Source organism: Kitasatospora sp. NPDC001175, from assembly GCF_053598215.1.
The window spans coordinates 1-16,306 of sequence record NZ_JBSFJU010000023.1 but is presented as its reverse complement, the minus strand read 5'-3'; the positions used below and the strand labels follow the sequence as shown (position 1 = coordinate 16,306).

13 protein-coding genes are annotated in these 16,306 nt (G+C 72.7%); 8 read left to right on the top strand and 5 right to left on the bottom strand.

Annotated features, from left to right (window positions below):
* Positions 1–89: 89 nt before the first annotated feature.
* Complete coding sequence (locus tag ACWDAK_RS18485; protein ID WP_344638979.1) at positions 90–1,571, bottom strand: FAD-dependent monooxygenase; 1,482 nt, start codon at positions 1,569–1,571, stop codon at positions 90–92.
* Between the two features lie 110 nt (positions 1,572–1,681).
* On the opposite strand from ACWDAK_RS18485, the gene ACWDAK_RS18480 reads away from it, so the two are divergent.
* Positions 1,682–2,941 (top strand): glycosyltransferase, encoded by a 1,260-nt coding sequence (locus ACWDAK_RS18480; protein WP_427393912.1) that lies wholly within the window; start codon positions 1,682–1,684, stop codon positions 2,939–2,941.
* Positions 2,942–3,108: 167 nt separating this feature from the next.
* Here the strand turns inward: ACWDAK_RS18480 and paaN are convergent, their stop codons facing one another.
* Both paaN and ACWDAK_RS18470 read right to left on the bottom strand, forming a co-directional pair.
* Complete coding sequence (paaN, locus tag ACWDAK_RS18475; RefSeq protein ID WP_427393911.1) at positions 3,109–4,809, bottom strand: phenylacetic acid degradation protein PaaN; 1,701 nt, start codon at positions 4,807–4,809, stop codon at positions 3,109–3,111.
* Positions 4,810–4,953: 144 nt separating this feature from the next.
* The gene (locus tag ACWDAK_RS18470) at positions 4,954–6,246 is read right to left on the bottom strand and encodes a hypothetical protein (RefSeq protein ID WP_427393910.1); all 1,293 of its coding nucleotides are present in this window, start codon (positions 6,244–6,246) and stop codon (positions 4,954–4,956) included.
* 274 nt (positions 6,247–6,520) lie between these two features.
* On the opposite strand from ACWDAK_RS18470, the gene ACWDAK_RS18465 reads away from it, so the two are divergent.
* A complete protein-coding gene (locus tag ACWDAK_RS18465) occupies positions 6,521–7,111 on the top strand; it encodes a TetR/AcrR family transcriptional regulator (protein WP_427393909.1) in 591 nt (196 codons plus the stop codon).
* 55 nt (positions 7,112–7,166) lie between these two features.
* Here ACWDAK_RS18465 and ACWDAK_RS18460 read toward each other — a convergent pair whose 3' ends face one another.
* Positions 7,167–7,613, bottom strand: coding sequence for an Lrp/AsnC family transcriptional regulator (locus ACWDAK_RS18460; RefSeq protein ID WP_344638974.1), 447 nt, complete (start codon positions 7,611–7,613; stop codon positions 7,167–7,169).
* A 232-nt stretch (positions 7,614–7,845) separates the two neighbouring features.
* On the opposite strand from ACWDAK_RS18460, the gene pdhA reads away from it, so the two are divergent.
* The 6 genes from pdhA to ACWDAK_RS18430 all read left to right on the top strand — a co-directional run bounded on the left by pdhA (position 7,846) and on the right by ACWDAK_RS18430 (position 15,191).
* Entirely contained in the window at positions 7,846–8,988 is a 1,143-nt protein-coding gene (gene pdhA, locus ACWDAK_RS18455; protein ID WP_344638973.1) for a pyruvate dehydrogenase (acetyl-transferring) E1 component subunit alpha, read from the top strand.
* Positions 8,989–9,053: 65 nt separating this feature from the next.
* Complete coding sequence (locus ACWDAK_RS18450) at positions 9,054–10,031, top strand: alpha-ketoacid dehydrogenase subunit beta (RefSeq protein ID WP_425557783.1); 978 nt, start codon at positions 9,054–9,056, stop codon at positions 10,029–10,031.
* Positions 10,032–10,036: 5 nt separating this feature from the next.
* A complete protein-coding gene (locus tag ACWDAK_RS18445) occupies positions 10,037–11,419 on the top strand; it encodes a dihydrolipoamide acetyltransferase family protein (RefSeq protein WP_427393908.1) in 1,383 nt (460 codons plus the stop codon).
* A gap of 284 nt (positions 11,420–11,703) precedes the next feature.
* Positions 11,704–13,383, top strand: coding sequence for a globin domain-containing protein (locus ACWDAK_RS18440; protein WP_427393907.1), 1,680 nt, complete (start codon positions 11,704–11,706; stop codon positions 13,381–13,383).
* A gap of 139 nt (positions 13,384–13,522) precedes the next feature.
* Positions 13,523–14,455, top strand: coding sequence for an alpha/beta hydrolase (locus ACWDAK_RS18435; protein ID WP_344638969.1), 933 nt, complete (start codon positions 13,523–13,525; stop codon positions 14,453–14,455).
* 16 nt (positions 14,456–14,471) lie between these two features.
* Positions 14,472–15,191 carry a helix-turn-helix transcriptional regulator gene (locus tag ACWDAK_RS18430; RefSeq protein WP_427393906.1) on the top strand — a complete coding sequence of 240 codons (720 nt, stop codon included), beginning with the start codon at positions 14,472–14,474 and terminating at the stop codon, positions 15,189–15,191.
* Positions 15,192–15,301: 110 nt separating this feature from the next.
* Here ACWDAK_RS18430 and ACWDAK_RS18425 read toward each other — a convergent pair whose 3' ends face one another.
* A complete protein-coding gene (locus ACWDAK_RS18425; RefSeq protein WP_344638967.1) occupies positions 15,302–16,111 on the bottom strand; it encodes an alpha/beta fold hydrolase in 810 nt (269 codons plus the stop codon).
* Positions 16,112–16,306 lie beyond the last annotated feature (195 nt).

The following is a 16,306-nucleotide window of genomic DNA, read 5'->3' as shown; positions in this document are numbered from 1 at the left end:
CGATGGCCGGCTATGGAAACCGGGCCAAAACGGCCCGGTGCCATGAGATGGTCAACAGCTGCTGATTTCCGGCAAATTGTCCGGAATTCTCAGTCTGCCGGAGTTCCGAGCCACTGGGAGAGCGCCGCGCGCAGCTCGCCGCGGCTCGGGTCGATCCCGGCCCAGGCCGCGTAGCCGTCCGGGCGGACCAGCAGGACGGTGTCCCGCAGCTTGCCGTGCGGGTCGGCCGGCGCGGCGGTGACCATCCGGCTCGCCCAGGGTTCGGCCACCGACAGTTCGTCATTGCTGATCAGGACGGACCGGCCGGCCCGCAACGCCTCGTGCAGGCGGGCGGGACCGCCGGGCTGGTCCACCGCCAGGCGCAGGTCGGGGATCCGGCGGCCCACCAGGTGGTGCGAGCCCTTGGGCGCGGGGTACCTGATCCCGATCCCGGAGATCTGCCGGGCTCCGAACTCGGCCAGCGGGCCGACGCGCCCGGCGCCGGCCGCCAGGGCGGTGCGCAGCGCGCGGGCCGGGGCGGAGTGCGCCAGCGCGAGCCGGACGATGGCGCCCGAATTGCGCAGCGCCATCCGGCCGACGGGGTGGCGCTCGGTCTGGTAGGTGTCCAGCAGGGCGTCGGGCGCCCATCCCCGGATGACGGCGGCCATCTTCCAGCTCAGGTTGGCGGCGTCCTGCAGGCCGGTGTTCATGCCCTGGCCGCCGGCCGGGGAGTGGCAGTGCGCGGCGTCGCCGGCCAGGAAGAACCGGCCGGAGCGGTAGTTGGGCACCTGGCGTTCGTCGCTGTGGAAGCGGGACATCCACCGGGCCTCGTACAGGCCGTAGTCCACGCCGAGGACGGTGCGGGTGATGTCGGCGATCTCGGCGAGCGAGACCGGGGCGCTCTCGGGGCGCTGCCGGCTGCGGTCCCAGGCGATCACCCGGTACCAGCCGTCACCGAACGGGACGAGGAAGGCGAAGCCCTGCGCGGTCGCGTAGAAGGTGAGCACCTCCTCGGGCTCCCGCCTGAGGCGGACGTCGGCCAGCAGTACCGAGCTGATCACCGACTCCCCCGGGAACGGGATGCCGAGCAGGTCGCGGACGGTGCTGCGGACGCCGTCGGCGCCGACCGCGTACTTCGCGGTGTGCGTGACGCTCTCGCCCTCGGTGCGCACGTCCAGGGCGACGCCGCGGCTGTCCTGGCGCAGCGCGATCAGTTCGGTGCCCCGGACGATGGTCACGCCGGCCTTCAACGCCCGCTCCGCGAGCAGGCGTTCGGTGCTGGACTGCGGGGTGATCAGGACGAACGGGAAGCGGGTCGGCAGCTTCCTGGTGTCCAGCGCGACGTGGCCGAACAGTCGCAGCGAGTCGATCACCTGGCCGGTGGCGATCAGTTCGTCGGCCAGGCCGCGATCGTCGAACTGCTCCAGGGTGCGGGCATGGACGGCGAAAGCGCGGGTGAGGTTGGACTCGGCCGCGCGCTTCTCCAGCACTGTCACCCGCAGCCCCGCCATTGCCAGATCGCCGGCCAGCAGGAGCCCGGTGGGCCCCGCGCCGACGATCACGACATCCGAGGTCTGCTGCTTGTCGGACATCTGCCATCTCCTGGTGGTCGGACCGGCGTTGCGTGCCGGCGAGCCGGTTCTCAGCTCGCTCTCAGCCTTCCATCATCGCTGCCCCAGATCGGGCTGTGAATCTCACCGACATGACAGAGCCCGCGCTCGCCGACCCGACTCAGTCCGTGCGCCGGGGGATGCCCACGGTCGATCCGCTGCCCTCGGGCGCGGTGGACGCGCTCCCCCGTACCCGGCTGGTCGAGGTGGTCGTCCCGGTCTACAACGAGGAGCACACCCTGGAGCGGTGTGTCCGCAGGCTGCACGCCTACCTCGGTGAGACCTTCCCCTACCCGTACCGGATCACCATCGCCGACAACGCCAGTGTCGACGGCACCTGGCGGGTGGCGACCGCGCTGGCCGGGGAGATCGAGCAGGTCGAGGCGGTGCACCTCGACCTCAAGGGGCGCGGGCGGGCGCTTCGGCAGGTCTGGGGCGCGAGCGACGCGGACGTGGTCGCGTACATGGACGTGGACCTCTCGACGGGCCTGGAGGCCTTCCTGCCGCTGGTCGCGCCGCTGCTGTCGGGCCACAGCGACCTGGCGATCGGCAGTCGGCTGCACCGGGGTTCGGCGGTGGTGCGCGGGCCGAAGCGGGAGTTCATCTCGCGCAGCTACAACGTGCTGCTGCGGGCCACCATGGCGGCGAAGTTCTCGGACGCGCAGTGCGGGTTCAAGGCGGCGCGGACGGAGGTGGTCAAGCAGCTGCTGGTCGAGGTGGAGGACGACGCCTGGTTCTTCGACACCGAACTGCTGTTGCTGGCCGAGCGCTCCGGGCTGCGGATCCACGAGGTGCCGGTGGACTGGGTGGACGACCCGGACAGCCGGGTGGACATCGTCCGTACGGTGATCGACGACCTCAAGGGCATGGCCCGGGTCACCCGGCGCTCGCTGACCGGCGCCGGACGGATCGAGAGCCTGCCGACCCGGGTGCGGGTGGCGCAGCTACCGCCGGGCCTGTCCTGGCAGTTGGCGAGCTTCGCGGTGGTGGGCGCGGTGTGCACGGCCTCGTACATGCTGCTGTACCTGCTGTTGCGGCAGGTGGCGCCCGCGCTGGTCGCCAACGCGGTGGCGCAGGTGCTGACGGCGGTGCTCAACACGGCGGCCAACCGGCGGTTCACCTTCGGGGTGACCGGGCGGCGCGGAGCGGTACGGGCCCAGGCGGAAGGCGGGATCGCGTTCGCGATCGGGCTGGTGCTGAGCAGTGCGGCGATCGGCCTGCAGGGGGTGGCGTGGCCGTCGGCCCGGCACGGTGGGGAGTTGGCGGTGCTGGTGGCGGCCAACGCGGTGGCCACGGTGGTGCGCTTCGCGCTGATGCGGGTGTGGGTGTTCAACCCGAAGCGGAACCGCTGACGCCGGGTCAGTGGCCGGGGCCGACCGAGGTGTGGGCGCGACCCCTCGGGGCAGGCGGGTGATGCCCTCGGGGGCGCGGGGAACCGCGCGACCAGCCCGCTGCGGACGTGCATGGTCACTCGCGTGGTTCCCCGCGCCCCCGAACCGTCTCCGGTCCCGACCCGGGGTCAGCTGTGGCGGCGGATCTCGACGGTGCGGAAGCGGTTGGCGACGAACGCGCCGTCGCAGTAGGCGGAGTTGGCGGCCGGGTTGGCGCCGGTGCCGTGCAGGTCGGAGAAGGCGGCGGTCTGGTTCGGGTACACGCCGCCGGTGAGGTTGAGGGAGAGCGAGACACCGGAGTCGAGGGCGGCCTCGACCAGGGCGGCCTCGACGGTTGCGTCGACCGTCCAGCCGGTGGCGGTCATCGCGCCCTGCTCGGCGGTGGTGCGGCGGAGCAGCTCGACCGCGGCCTCGGCGGACTCCACCGCGACTGCGAAGGAGACCGGCCCGAAGCACTCGCTGAGGAAGGTGGCCCGGTCGTCCGGCTTGTCGGAGTCCACCTTGACCAGGGCGGGCGTCCTGATGGTCGCTCCCGGGAACTCCTGCGAGGCCACCACCCGCGGGGTGAGCGCGAGTTCGCCGAACTCGCCGCCCGCCGCCTGCACCGTGCGCTGGAGCACGCCCGGGTTGACCACGGCGCCGAGGATCGCGGCGGCCCGGGCGTCGTCGCCCAGCAGGCCGTCGATCGCGGCGGCCAGGTCGGTGACCACCTCGTCGTAGGACTTGCTTCCCTCGTCGGTGTCGATGCCGGTGCGCGGGATCAGGATGTTCTGCGGGGTGGTGCACATCTGGCCGCTGTAGAGCGAGAGCGCGAAGGCCAGATTGGCCAGCATTCCGCGGTAGTTGTCGGTCGACTCGACCACCGCCGTGTTGACGCCGGCCTTCTCGGTGTAGACCTGGGCCTGCTTGGCGTTGGCCTCCAGCCAGTCGCCGAAGGAGGTCGAGCCGGTGTAGTCGATGACCTTCACCTCGGGCCGGACGGCCAGCACCTGGGCGACGGTCGACCCCTCGTGCTCGGCCGCCAGGCAGACCGTGTTGGGGTCGAACCCGGCCTCGGCGAGCACCTCGCGGGCCACCCGTACGGTGAGCGCGAGCGGCAGGGTGGCGCGCGGGTGCGGCTTGACCAGCACCGGGTTGCCGGTGGCCAGCGAGGCGAACAGGCCCGGGTAGCCGTTCCAGGTCGGGAAGGTGTTGCAGCCGATCAGCAGCGCGAGCCCGCGCGGCACCACGGTGAACTCCTTGACCATGGTCAGCGGGTCGCGCTTGCCCTGCGGCTTGGTCCAGTCGGCGCGCTCGGGCAGCCTGGTCTGCTCGGCGAAGGCGTACACCACGGCTTCGAGGCCCCGGTCCTGGGCGTGCGGGCCGCCGGCCTGGAAGGCCATGCCGTACGCCTGGCCGGTGGTGTGCATCACCGCGTGGCCGAACTCGTGCGAGCGCTTGTTGATCCGGTCCAGGATCTCCAGGCAGACCGCCGCGCGGGCGGCCGGGCTCGCCGCCGCCCAGGCCGGGCGGGCGGCCTGCAGGGCGCCGATCAGCGCATCGGGCGTGGCGTGCGGGTAGCTGATGCCCAGCTCGATGCCGTACGGCGAGGTCTCGCCGCCGACCAGCTCGCCGTCGGTGGGGTGGCCGTCGAGGGCGAAGACGCCGCCGAGCAGAGCCTCGAACGCGGCCTTGCCGTCCGCCGCTCCGCTCTCGCCGTACGCCTTCGGGAACTCGGGGTAGGGGGACCAGTAGTCGCGGCTGCGGATCGCCGCGAGGGCTCGGTCGAGGGTGTCCTGGTGGCGTTCGATCAGTTCGGCGACCGAGAGGGCAGGGGTCGCAGCGGCCATGGTGCGCTCCTCCAAGGGGCGGACGGGACACCCCTCAGAGTAACCGAACGATCGGTCGGGGCACAGGGGTAACCGCGAGGCGCGCGAGGACGGATGTCGTGGACTCGGAGGGATTGGCTCCGCGCCCCTGGGCCCTTCCGCGGTCTACGGGATGCCGAGTTCGAAGACGACGTAGCCCGCGAACCAGCCGGAGGCGACGGCGCCCACGCCGAGGACGGTGGCCAGGGAGGGCAGCGAGAGGCGGCGCAGGGCGAGGGCGATCGGGATGGTGAGCGGGAAGACGGGGAGCACGAAGCGGGAGAGGGTGCCGAACATCTGCTGGCTGCCGAGGACCAGCACCAGGGTGCCCAGGGTGTAGACGGTGATCACCAGCGGCGGGCGCAGCCGCAGCAGCGGGACCAGCAGGCAGGGCAGTGCGAACAGCACCAGGACGGCGATCAGGTCCTCGGTCGGGTACGCGAAGAGGTAGTTGTTGTCGCCGGTGAGGATGTGGGTGACCGCGTCGGAGGTGTACTTGCCGAAGTCGAAGAAGTGCAGCCAGGCGCCGCGCTGCAGGGTGAGGTAACCGTCCCAGTGGCCCATCCGGTAGCCGACCCAGCCGATGTAGCCGAAGAAGCTCAGCGGGGGCAGCAGGATCGCGCTCAGCGGAGCGAGCACCCCGTCCCGGCGGCGGAACAGGGCGACGGCGGCGGAGAGCGCGACGCCCGCGATCAGGGTCATCGAGGTGGGCCGGCTCAGGCCGGCGATGAAGGTGATCAGTGCCGCGTTCAGCCACTGCCGGCTGATCACGAAGTAGCAGGACCAGACGGTCAGCGCGACGAACAGCGACTCGGTGTAGACCGCCCACTCCACACCCGCGCCCGGGAAGGCGCCCCATACCGCGGCCGCGATCACGCCGGCCCGGGCCCCGGCCAGCTGCCTGGTGACCGCGAAGATCCCGGCGGCGGCGGCGAAGGAGGACACGATCGAAACCAGCATTCCGGCGCCGTAGAAGCCGATGCCGGTGCAGTCGGAGACCAAGCGCATCAGACCCGGATAGAGCGGGAAGAAGGCCGAGGAATTCTGCTGGGCGGTGAAGAATCCACCGTGGTCCGCTATCAGCTCCGGGTGGTAGCCGAATTGCGCGACCTGCTGGTACCACCAGCCGTCCCAGCTGCCCACGACATCCCACGGGTGCGCGCCGCCGCCGAATCTCGGGTCCAGCTGGTGGAACCGCCCGGAGGAATCCAGCAGCAGCATGAAGACCGAGAAGCCGATCAGCTTCACCGCCCCGAACAGCGCCAGGGCGGGGCCGAACGCGGCCGCGCCCCGGCGCAGGCGCTCGCGGAACGTCTCGGTGCCGGGGAAGGGCGGGGGCGCGGAGGAGGACGGTGGCACCGGGGGCTCGCCGGGGAGCGGACGGCGGTCCGCTGCCACCGTCTCCTGTATCGCGCTCACTGCGGGGCCCCTCCACCGGTCGCCGTTCACCACCCCGCCGGGATCGTCGGCGGTGAACGGCGAGTCTATCCGGCCGCCTTGGAAACCCCGGGGCTCTCGGTTCCGGGTGGGGGTGGTGCGGGAATTCGCTTTCGCGGAGTTTTGGCCGATTTTCGGACGGAATCCGGTATTGGCCGGAAAAGGTGCGGAAATCACCGGTGGGCGCTGTCGAGGCCATCCGGACGTTTCGACCCCAGGCTGACGTGCACCCGGGGCGGCGAGGATACTCGTTCCCATGGCCGAGAACACCACCCGCACCACGTACACCGTCGAGTCACTGCTGGCCGTGACCGTCGAGGTCTTCAACGAGCGCGGGTACGACGGGACGTCCATGGAGGACCTCTCGAAGGCGGCCGGTATCTCCAAGTCCTCGATCTACCACCATGTGCGCGGCAAGGAGGAGCTGCTGCGCCTCGCCGTCGGCCGGGCGCTGGACGGCCTGTTCGCCATCCTCGACGAGCCCGCCGCCCGGAGCGGCCGGCCGGTGGACCGGCTGGAGCACGTGGTGCGGCGGACGGCCGAGGTGCTGCTGGAGGAGCTGCCGTACGTCACGCTGCTGCTCCGGGTACGGGGCAACACGCCGACCGAGCAGTGGGCGCTGGAGCGGCGGCGGGAGTTCGACCACCAGGTCGCCGAACTGCTCAGGGCCGCGGTCGCCGAGGGCGAGCTGCGTTCGGACGTGGAGCCCCGGCTGGCCACCCGGCTGCTGTTCGGCATGATCAACTCGATTGTGGAGTGGTACCGGCCGGGCGTCCGGGCGCAGGACGGGATCGCCGAGGCGGTCGTGCACCTCGCCTTCGACGGGCTGCGTGCACCGACCGCGTAGTCAGGGCCTGCCCCAGCCCGGTCCGGGCGATCCGGCCGGACCTCGGGAGGTCCGGCTAGTCCGGCGGGACCTGGTCGGTCTCCTCGAAGACCAGCAGGGTCTGGGTCGCCAGCACCTGGGAGATGCTCTGGATCCTGGTCAGGACCAGCTCGCGCAGTGCGCGGTTGTCGGCGGTGTGCACCAGTAGCAGGACGTCGAACTCGCCGCCGACCAGCGCGATGTGCGCCACCCCGGGGAGTCCCAGCAGCTGCTCGCGCACCGTCCGCCAGGAGTTCTGCACGATCTTGAGGGTGATGTAGGCCGAGGCGCCCTGGCCGGCCCGCTCGTGGTCCACCCGGGCGGTGAAGCCGCGGATCACCCCGTCCTCGACCATCCTGGATATCCGGGCGTACGCGTTCGCCCGGGACACGTGCACCCGTTCGGCGACCGAGCGGATCGAGGCCCGTCCGTCCTGCTGGAGCAGGCGGAGGATCGAACGGTCGACTCGGTCGAGCCTGGACATCTGTTCAGCGGACACGGCCCCCCGCTCTCTCGGAATGGACATGGTGGCACCAGGAGAGCGCTGTTCGGGCCGATTGTCCACCACCTTGGCTCAGCTGTGGCCAGAATGACCAGACAACCGAACAATCGGTAGGGAGCGACGAGGCCCGACGGCCTGCCGCGCCGCCCCTCGCTCACCACGGCATCACCCCCGCCCCTGTCGCACCCCCTCCCCACCCACCGGAGGTGCCGAGATGACCGTTCTCGACCACAGATTTTCAGCCTCCGTCCCGGGGTGGCTCCCCGGCGCGACCACCGCCCGCACCGACCCGGCACCGCTGCTGCCCGACCCGTCCCCCGTGCGGGTCCTCGGCACCCCGCTGCTGGAGAAGACCGACCCGGTGCTGCTGCGCGAGCTGTACCGGCGGTTGGTCGTCGGCCGCCGCTACAACCAGCAGGCCACCACCCTGACCAAGCAGGGCCGGCTCGCCGTCTACCCCGCCTCCACCGGCCAGGAGGCCTGCCAGGTCGCCGCCGCACTGGCGCTGCACGAGCAGGACTGGCTCTTCCCCAGCTACCGGGACACCCTCGCCGTGGTGGCCCGGGGCGTGGACCCGCTGGAGGCGCTCACCCTGCTGCGCGGCTCCGCCCACACCGGCTACGACCCGCGCGCCACCCGGACCGCGCCGCTCTGCACCCCGCTGGGCACCCAGGCGCCGCACGCCGTCGGGCTGGCCCACGCGGCCCACCTGCGCGGCGAGCACGCGGTGGCGCTGGCCATGCTCGGCGACGGCGGTACCAGTGAGGGTGACTTCCACGAGGCGCTGAACTTCGCCGCCGTACTGCACGCTCCGGTGGTCTTCCTGGTCCAGAACAACGGGTACGCGATCTCCGTCCCGCTCAGCCAGCAGTCCGCCGCGCCCACCCTGGCCCACAAGGCCGTCGGCTACGGCATGCCGGGCCGGCTGGTGGACGGCAACGACGCGCCCGCCGTGCACGCGGTGCTCAGCGAGGCCGTGGAGCGGGCCCGCTCCGGCGGCGGCCCGACCCTGGTCGAGGCGCTCACCTACCGGATCGAGGCGCACACCAACGCCGACGACGCCACCCGCTACCGGCAGGAGGAGGAGGTCGCCGCCTGGCGCGAGCACGACCCGATCCTGCTGATGGAGCGTCACATGCGCGCCGCCGGGCTGCTGGAGGACCAGCTGGTGCAGGAGGCCGCGGACGAGGCCGAGGCGCTGGCCGCCCGGATGCGCGCCGAATTCCATTCCGACGCCGAACTGGATCCGATGTCCCTGTTCGCCCATGTCTATGCCGAACCCACGCCGCAACTGCGAGAGCAGGCGGCCCAGTTGGCGGCCGAGCTGGCCGCGGAGGCCGAGGTGCAGGGCCGATGAGCACGTCCCACACCTCGCCCGCCACCGCCCTCGACCGGGCCGCTGAGCGGCAGCCCTCCGCCGCCATGAAGAGCACCAGCATGGCGCAGGCACTCAACACCGCGCTGCGGGACGCCATGCGGGCCGACGAGACCGTCCATGTGATGGGCGAGGACGTCGGCGCCCTCGGCGGCGTCTTCCGGATCACCGACGGACTCACCGCCGAGTTCGGCCCCCAGCGCTGCCTGGACACCCCGCTCGCCGAGGCCGGCATCCTGGGCACCGCCATCGGCATGGCCATGTACGGGCTGCGGCCCGTGGTGGAGATGCAGTTCGACGCCTTCGCCTACCCCGCACTGGAACAGCTCTTCTCGCACGTCGCCAAGATGCGCAACCGCACGGCCGGCAAGCTCCCGCTGCCGATCACCGTCCGGATCCCGTACGGCGGCGGCATCGGCGGCGTCGAGCACCACAGTGACGCCTCCGAGGCCTACTACACCGCCACCCCCGGCCTGCACGTGGTCACCCCCGCCACCGTCGCCGACGCCTACGGCCTGCTGCGCGCCTCGATCGCCTCGGACGACCCGGTGGTCTTCCTGGAGCCGAAGCGGCTCTACTGGGGCAAGGAGGAGTGGAACCCGGCCGTGCCCGTCGAGCCGATCGGCAAGGCGGTGCTGCGGCGGACCGGCCGCTCGGCGGTCCTGATCACCTACGGGCCCTCGCTGCCGGTCTGCCTGGAGGCGGCCGAGGCGGCGCGGGCCGAGGGCTGGGACCTCGCGGTGCTCGACCTGCGCAGTCTGGTGCCGTTCGACGACGCGACGGTCGCCGAGGTGGTCCGCTCGGTCGGGCGGGCGGTGGTCGTCCACGAGTCGACCGGCTTCGGCGGGGTCGGCGCGGAGATAGCCGCCCGGGTCACCGAGCGCTGCTTCCACCACCTGGCCGCGCCGGTGCTGCGGGTCACCGGCTTCGACATCCCCTACCCGCCGCCGATGCTGGAGCACCACCACCTCCCCGGGGTGGACCGGATCCTGGACGCGGTCGCCCGGCTGCAGTGGGAGGAGTGACGATCATGCCCGTGGTACGCGAGTTCACGCTGCCGGACCTCGGCGAGGGGCTCACCGGCGCCGAGGTGGTCCGCTGGATGGTCGAGGTCGGCGAGGTGATCGCCGTCGACCAGCCGGTGGTCGAGGTCGAGACGGCCAAGGCGGTGGTCGAAGTGCCCTGCCCCTACGGCGGGGTGGTCACCGCGCGGTTCGGCGAGGTCGGCGAGGAGATCGCGGTCGGGGCGCCGCTGGTGACGGTCGCCGTCGCTGCGGCGGGCGGGAGCACGGGGACGGGCTCCGGACCGGCCGGTGAGGCTGCGGCGGACGGGGCTGCGGCGCCCGGTGCGGCGAACGAGCGTCCGCTGGTCGGGTACGGCGTGCTGGAGAGCCCCAAGGGCGGGCGCCGGGCCCGGGTCCGGATCGATGGGCCCGCTCCGGCGATTGCTCCTGCCCCCGCCCCCGCCCCCGCCCCCGCCCCCGCTCCTGCTCCCGCCCCCGCCCCCGCCCCCGCCCCCGCTCCTGCTCCGGTGCCGGAGGCCGCTCGGGTGGTGGCGTCCGCGGTGGTCCCGGTGATCTCGCCGCTGGTGCGGCGGATGGCCCGCGAACACGGCCTTGAGCTGGCCCGGATCACCGGCAGCGGTCCCGATGGCCTGATCATGCGAGCCGATGTGCAGCGGGCGCTGTCGGAGGCTGTCGCGCCGGTTCCCGCCGCGGTCGCCGACGAGGAGGTCGTACCGCTGCGCGGGCTGCGCCGGACGATCGCCGAGAAGCTCACCCGCAGCCACCAGGAGATCCCCGCCGCGACCTGCTGGGTGGACGCCGACGCGACCGGACTCATGGAGACGCGCGCCCAGTTGAACCGGGCGGCCGGTCCGAAGGTGAGCGTGCTGGCGCTGCTGGCCCGGATCTGCACGGCCGGTCTGGTTCGCTTCCCCGAACTCAACTCCAGTGTGGAGAACGACGGTTCGGGAATCCGACGGCACCGAGCGGTGCACCTCGGCTTCGCGGCGCAGAGCGACCGCGGCCTGGTGGTCCCGGTGATCCGGGACGCCCACCTGCTCAACACCGAGCAACTCGGCGCCGAGCTGGCCAGGTTGACCGAGTCGGCCCGCGCCGGGACGCTCACCCCGGCCGAGCTCACCGGCGGCACCTTCACGCTCAACAACTACGGCGTCTTCGGAGTGGACGGCTCCACGCCGATCCTCAACCATCCCGAGGCGGCGATGCTGGGCGTCGGCCGGATCGCGGCCAAACCCTGGGTGCACGAGGGCGAGTTGGCCGTCCGGCAGGTCACCCAGCTGTCGTTCACCTTCGACCACCGGGTCTGCGACGGCGGGACGGCCGGCGGCTTCCTGCGCTTCGTCGCGGACTGCGTCGAGCAGCCGGGGATGCTGCTGCGCCAGTTGTAGCGGCGGCCGGGGTCCGGTTCCGATGGGGCCGGGCCCCGACGTGCATGCGGGTTCCGGCAGGGCGGTGAGGGTACCGGGCTCCCGGCCCGGGTGTCCGTACTTTGCGCGATTTGCCCGATGAACTGTCCGAGCGTGCCAGGCTACCGGGGCTCCAGCAGAGCAGAGCAAGGTGTGGTAGCAGGGACGACCGGGGCGGAACGATTCTCTTGGGCACTCGTCAAGTCGCTTTGAAGTCAACACCGTTACTCGTCAGAGCGGGCTTCGGTTCGGTCGCAGCGGACCCCGTGCCCCAGCTGCCGGAGGCCGCTGCGGATCAGCTGCCCGCCCTGGAGCCGGCGCCGGAGCCGCCGCTGGGCCAACTGCCCGGCACCGGCCCACTGGCGGTGCCCGCAAGGCCGCCCGGGACCGGGCTGGCGATCCCGCCGCGCCCGACCAGGCCGCCGGCCGTGCCGGCGCCCGCGCTGCCGGCCCGGGTGGAGCCCCCGCTCCCCCCGGTGGGGCCGCCGGGGCCCGGGACGACCAGCTCGACCGTGGCGCTGCCGTTACTGCCGCTGGCGCCGGCGATCGAGCCGATGTTCACCCGGGCCCCCGGGCTCAACTGGGCCGGTCCGGGCGACCACTGGTCCCGGGCCTGGGCGTCGGACGCCTCCCGGTTCCCGGTCGCGCCGCCGTTCCCCGCAGCACCGCCACGGCCGGCTCTGCCCGGCGGGTCGGCGTTCCCCGCGCTCCCGGCGCTGGCCGCCGTCCCCGGAGCCCCCGCGCTGCCGCAGCCGGTCGCCGCCGTGATGCCCGTGGCCGCCGGAGCGGGCAGGTGGGGAGCCGAACAGCCGCCCACCGCAGGGGACATCGAGCTGATCCGATCCTGCCTGGCCGTCGTGGAACCGGTCGCCGACCGCGCCACCGCGCACTTCTACGCCCTGCTCTTCCTGCGCGACCCGGAGATCCGGGCGCTCTTCCCGGCCGCCATGGACCTCCAGCGCGACCGGCTGTTCCGAACCCTGCTGACGGCCGTCCGCGACGCCGCCGACCCCGCCGTGCTGGCCGGGTACCTGGCCCCGCTCGGCCGGAGCCACCGCAAGTACGGGACGCTGAGCGGCCACTACGGCCCGGTGGGCGAGTGCCTGGTCGCGGCCCTGGAGCGGTACTGCGGCAGCCACTGGACCGCCGAGGCCGAACTGGCCTGGCGCCGGGCGTACGGGCAGGTCGCCCGGGTGATGTCCGACGCGGCCGAGCAGGCGGCGAAGACCTCGCCGCCCTGGTGGCAGGCGGAGATCGTCGCGCACCGGCTGAGCACCCCCGACATCGCGGTGCTCACCCTCCGCCCCGACCAGGCGTACCCGTACCGCGCCGGCCAGTACACCGCCCTGGAGACGCCCTGGTGGCCCCGGGTCTGGCGGCACTACTCCTTCGCCGCCGCGCCGCGCCCCGACGGCCTGCTGACCATCCACGTCAAGGCGGTCCAGGCGGGCTGGGTGAGCAACGCCCTGGTACGCCGGGCCGCCCCCGGGGACGTACTGCGGCTCGGACCGGCCGAGGGCGGCATGGTGCTGGACCACGCCGACGGCGCCGACCTGCTCTGCGTGGGCGGCGGCACCGGCATCGCGCCGGTCACCGCGCTGGTCGAGGAGTTGGCCGCCCACGGCACCCGGGGCCGCTCGGTCGAGGTGTTCTACGGCGCCCGCCGGCACACCGAGCTGTACGGCCTCGACGCCCTGCGGCGGCTGGCCCGCGGCAACCCCTGGATCACCGTCCGCCCGGTCCTCTCACAGGAGTCCGGCGGGGCCGGCGCGGAGAGCGGAGAGCTCCCGGACGCCATCGCACGGCGCGGACCGTGGTCCGGCCACGCGGCCTACCTCAGCGGCCCGCCGGCGATGGTGCGACGGACCGCGGCGGCCCTTCGGCGGTCCGGGGTACTGGCGGAGCGGATCCACCACGACCTGCCGGGGGAGCCGGCGGCACGGTGAACCGACCGCTGCGGACGCGGGCGCGCTCACGGCGTCGGGCGGCCAGGACGACGGGGACAGGTCGCGCGACAGGAGTGTGACGCGGTTCACTCGGAAAAGGTGACGGGGTGTTGTCGCAGAGAGCTGCGACTGTCGACGCATGATGATCACTGATGAGGACTGCCTCGCCGAGACCCTGGCCTTCAACGAGCAGTTCGAGGCTGCCGCCGCGAGCCGCCCAGCTCGTGGGCAGGCGCCGGACGCAACCGTGCTGGCGCTCCTGCGGCGCAACCGGCTCGGTGGCGACACCCCACCGGTGCGACTGCCGCAGGGCCGGGACCGCGTCGTCGCCGGCGGGGTGAAGGTCCGGACGTTCGTGCCGGACCACGTCGACGGCGTGTACCTGCACATCCACGGCGGTGGCTGGGCGTTCGGCTCCGCGGACGGGCAGGACGAGAGGTTGTGGCGGCTCGCCGAACAGGCACGGCTGGCCGTGGTGAGCGTGGAGTACCGCCTGGCGCCGGAGCACCCGTTCCCCGCCGGACCCGACGACTGCGAAGCGGCCGCCCGGTGGCTGGTGGACCACGCCGCGGCCGAGTTCGGTACCGAGCGGCTGCTGATCGGTGGCGAATCGGCCGGCGCCCACCTGAGCGTCCTGACACTGCTGCGCCTCCGCGACCGGCACGGCATCACCGGCGCGTTCCGGGCGGCCCACCTGCTCTTCGGCCCGTACGACCTGTCGATGACACCGAGCCAGCGGTCGTTCGGCTCCAGGCGGCTGCTGAGCAACACCGAGACGATGCGGGGCAGTTATGAACTCTTCACGCCGGGGATGGGGGCGGAGCAGCGCCGCGACCCGGAGGTCTCGCCGCTCTTCGCCGACCTGACCGGCCTGCCGCCCGCCCGGATCGTCGTCGGGACCGAGGATCCACTGCTGGACGACTCGCTCTTCCTGGCAGCCCGGTGGCGGGCGGCGGGGGCGCCCGTGCAGCTCGGCGTCGTCGCCGGCGCGATGCACGGTTTCACTCTGTTCCCACTGACCATCACCGAGCGGGAACTGCAGCGTGAGCGGGACTTCCTGGCTAGCGCCTGACGGTAGCGTCGACCCCGTGAACCGCACTCCTCGGCTCTACGCACTGGTGGAAGAGTTGCGCGCCGCGGCGCCGCGGCTGCTGACGGTCGCCGCGCTCGCCGCGCGGTTCGAGGTCAGCACGCGCACGGTGCAGCGTGACCTTCAGGCACTGATGGAGGCCGGCGTCCCGGTGCGCGCCGCACCCGGGCGGGGCGGGGGCTGGTCGATCGACCCGGCGATGACCCTCCCCCCGATCCGTTTCACCACCGATGAAGCCTCGGCGTTGGTCGCCGCACTCGCCGCGGCCGACGCCTCGGCCCCCTACGCCGGTGCGGCCCGCACGGCCTCCCAGAAGATCGCGGCCTCGATGACCGGTCCCGCCTCGGTCGCGGCCCAGGAACTCGCCGCACGGATCGTCGCGTTGCCGACCCGGACCGCGGAGTCGGTCCGAACCGCGGTGGAACAGGCCCTCACCACCGGCACGGTGCTGCGGCTGTCCTACGTCGACGCGGCAGGCCGGGAGAGCGACCGCGTGGTGGAACCGGCCGGACTGCTCACCGCGGAGGGCAGGTGGTACCTCATCGCCTGGTGCCGCACCCGGCGGGCCGGCCGGGGCTTCCGACTGGACCGGATCGCAGCGGCGACTCCGACCGGTGAGCAGGCACCGCCCCATGACCTGGCCAGCCTGCTGCTCGGCTCGGCCGCCGCCGGTGCGGTGCGGCCAACCTCGCTGGCTTCGCTCACGTCCCCGTCGTGAGGACCGGAGGTTCTGGATCGGCCTCGGGACTGGTGGGCCCGCGTGTTGAGGTGTCGCGCATTCCTGGGGGCGGATGGGTGTGCTGTCACCGTGACGCCGTTCGTGACGGCTCAGGCGGCCTGGAGGGCACGGGTGGTGGCGAGTTCGCGTACCGCGTCGGCGACGGCTCGGAAGTCGTTGCGCAGGATCTTGGAGTGGTTGCTCGCGACCTTCGTGCTGACCCGGATGTTCGGGTTGCGGGCGAGGACCGGGTCGAGGTTGGCGCGGAGCTGTTCCATCACCTTCGCGTCGGCGCCCAGGTTGCCGCCAGTGCCGAGCACGTAGCGGGTCGGTGCGGTCACCTGGTCGAAGACCGGGTCGAGGGCGGCGGGTGCGCACAGCTCGTTGAGTTCGAGGTTGATCTCGGCGTGCTGGACGGCGCTCATCCGGGCGGCCATGCCGAGCCGGCGGGCGATCGGGAACACCGGGCTCAGGCGGCGGAACAGCGTGCGGACCTGCTCCCGGGTGGCCTCGTCGAGCCACTCGCTCGGCAACGCGCCGTCCACGGACACCACCGCCTGGACGCGGTCCGGGTTGCGGGCGGCCCAGTGCATCGCGATCAGGGCGCCGTAGGACCAGCCCACCAGGATCGGCCGCTCCACGCCCCTGGCCTTGAGGACGGCGTCGAGGTCGCGGATGCAGGCCTCGAAGGAGTAGTCGGCCGAGAGCTTGGACTTGCCGCGGGCACGCTCGTCGTAGGTGATGTGCCGGTAGCCGCCGCCGAGGCCGGTGATGACGCGCCGCCAGTGCGACTGGTCGGCGTAGGAGCCGTTGAGATAGACCACGGGAGTGCCGGTGCCGCCGGTGTCGGTCACGGCCAGTGCGGTGTCATCGACCGACACCATGCCGGTCCAGGCGGTGGCGGAGTGCTTGGTGGTCATGGTCTGCCTCTCTCCGGGGTCGGAAGTGGATCAGGAGCGGTGGACGGTGTCGCCGTAGCAGGTGCGGCCGCGGTTCCGAGCACGGCCGCACCGTGGGCTGCTCACAGGCTGCGGGCGGTGATGTCGCCGTTGGAGGTGGTGGCGCGGATGTCGAGTTCGGTGGTGCCGTCGTTCTTGAGGGCGTTGCTGATGCGG

What these genes read in the sequence shown, in the direction of transcription:
- ACWDAK_RS18460 (WP_344638974.1), bottom strand. Translation starts at nt 7,613, where the DNA reads ATGTCCAGGCTCGACCGAGTCGACCGTTCGATCCTCCGCCTGCTCCAG.
- paaN (WP_427393911.1), bottom strand. Translation starts at nt 4,809, where the DNA reads ATGGCCGCTGCGACCCCTGCCCTCTCGGTCGCCGAACTGATCGAACGC.
- ACWDAK_RS18480 (WP_427393912.1), top strand. Translation starts at nt 1,682, where the DNA reads ATGACAGAGCCCGCGCTCGCCGACCCGACTCAGTCCGTGCGCCGGGGG.
- ACWDAK_RS18445 (WP_427393908.1), top strand. Translation starts at nt 10,037, where the DNA reads ATGCCCGTGGTACGCGAGTTCACGCTGCCGGACCTCGGCGAGGGGCTC.
- ACWDAK_RS18435 (WP_344638969.1), top strand. Translation starts at nt 13,523, where the DNA reads ATGATGATCACTGATGAGGACTGCCTCGCCGAGACCCTGGCCTTCAAC.
- pdhA (WP_344638973.1), top strand. Translation starts at nt 7,846, where the DNA reads ATGACCGTTCTCGACCACAGATTTTCAGCCTCCGTCCCGGGGTGGCTC.
- ACWDAK_RS18485 (WP_344638979.1), bottom strand. Translation starts at nt 1,571, where the DNA reads ATGTCCGACAAGCAGCAGACCTCGGATGTCGTGATCGTCGGCGCGGGG.
- ACWDAK_RS18425 (WP_344638967.1), bottom strand. Translation starts at nt 16,111, where the DNA reads ATGACCACCAAGCACTCCGCCACCGCCTGGACCGGCATGGTGTCGGTC.
- ACWDAK_RS18450 (WP_425557783.1), top strand. Translation starts at nt 9,054, where the DNA reads ATGAAGAGCACCAGCATGGCGCAGGCACTCAACACCGCGCTGCGGGAC.
- ACWDAK_RS18465 (WP_427393909.1), top strand. Translation starts at nt 6,521, where the DNA reads ATGGCCGAGAACACCACCCGCACCACGTACACCGTCGAGTCACTGCTG.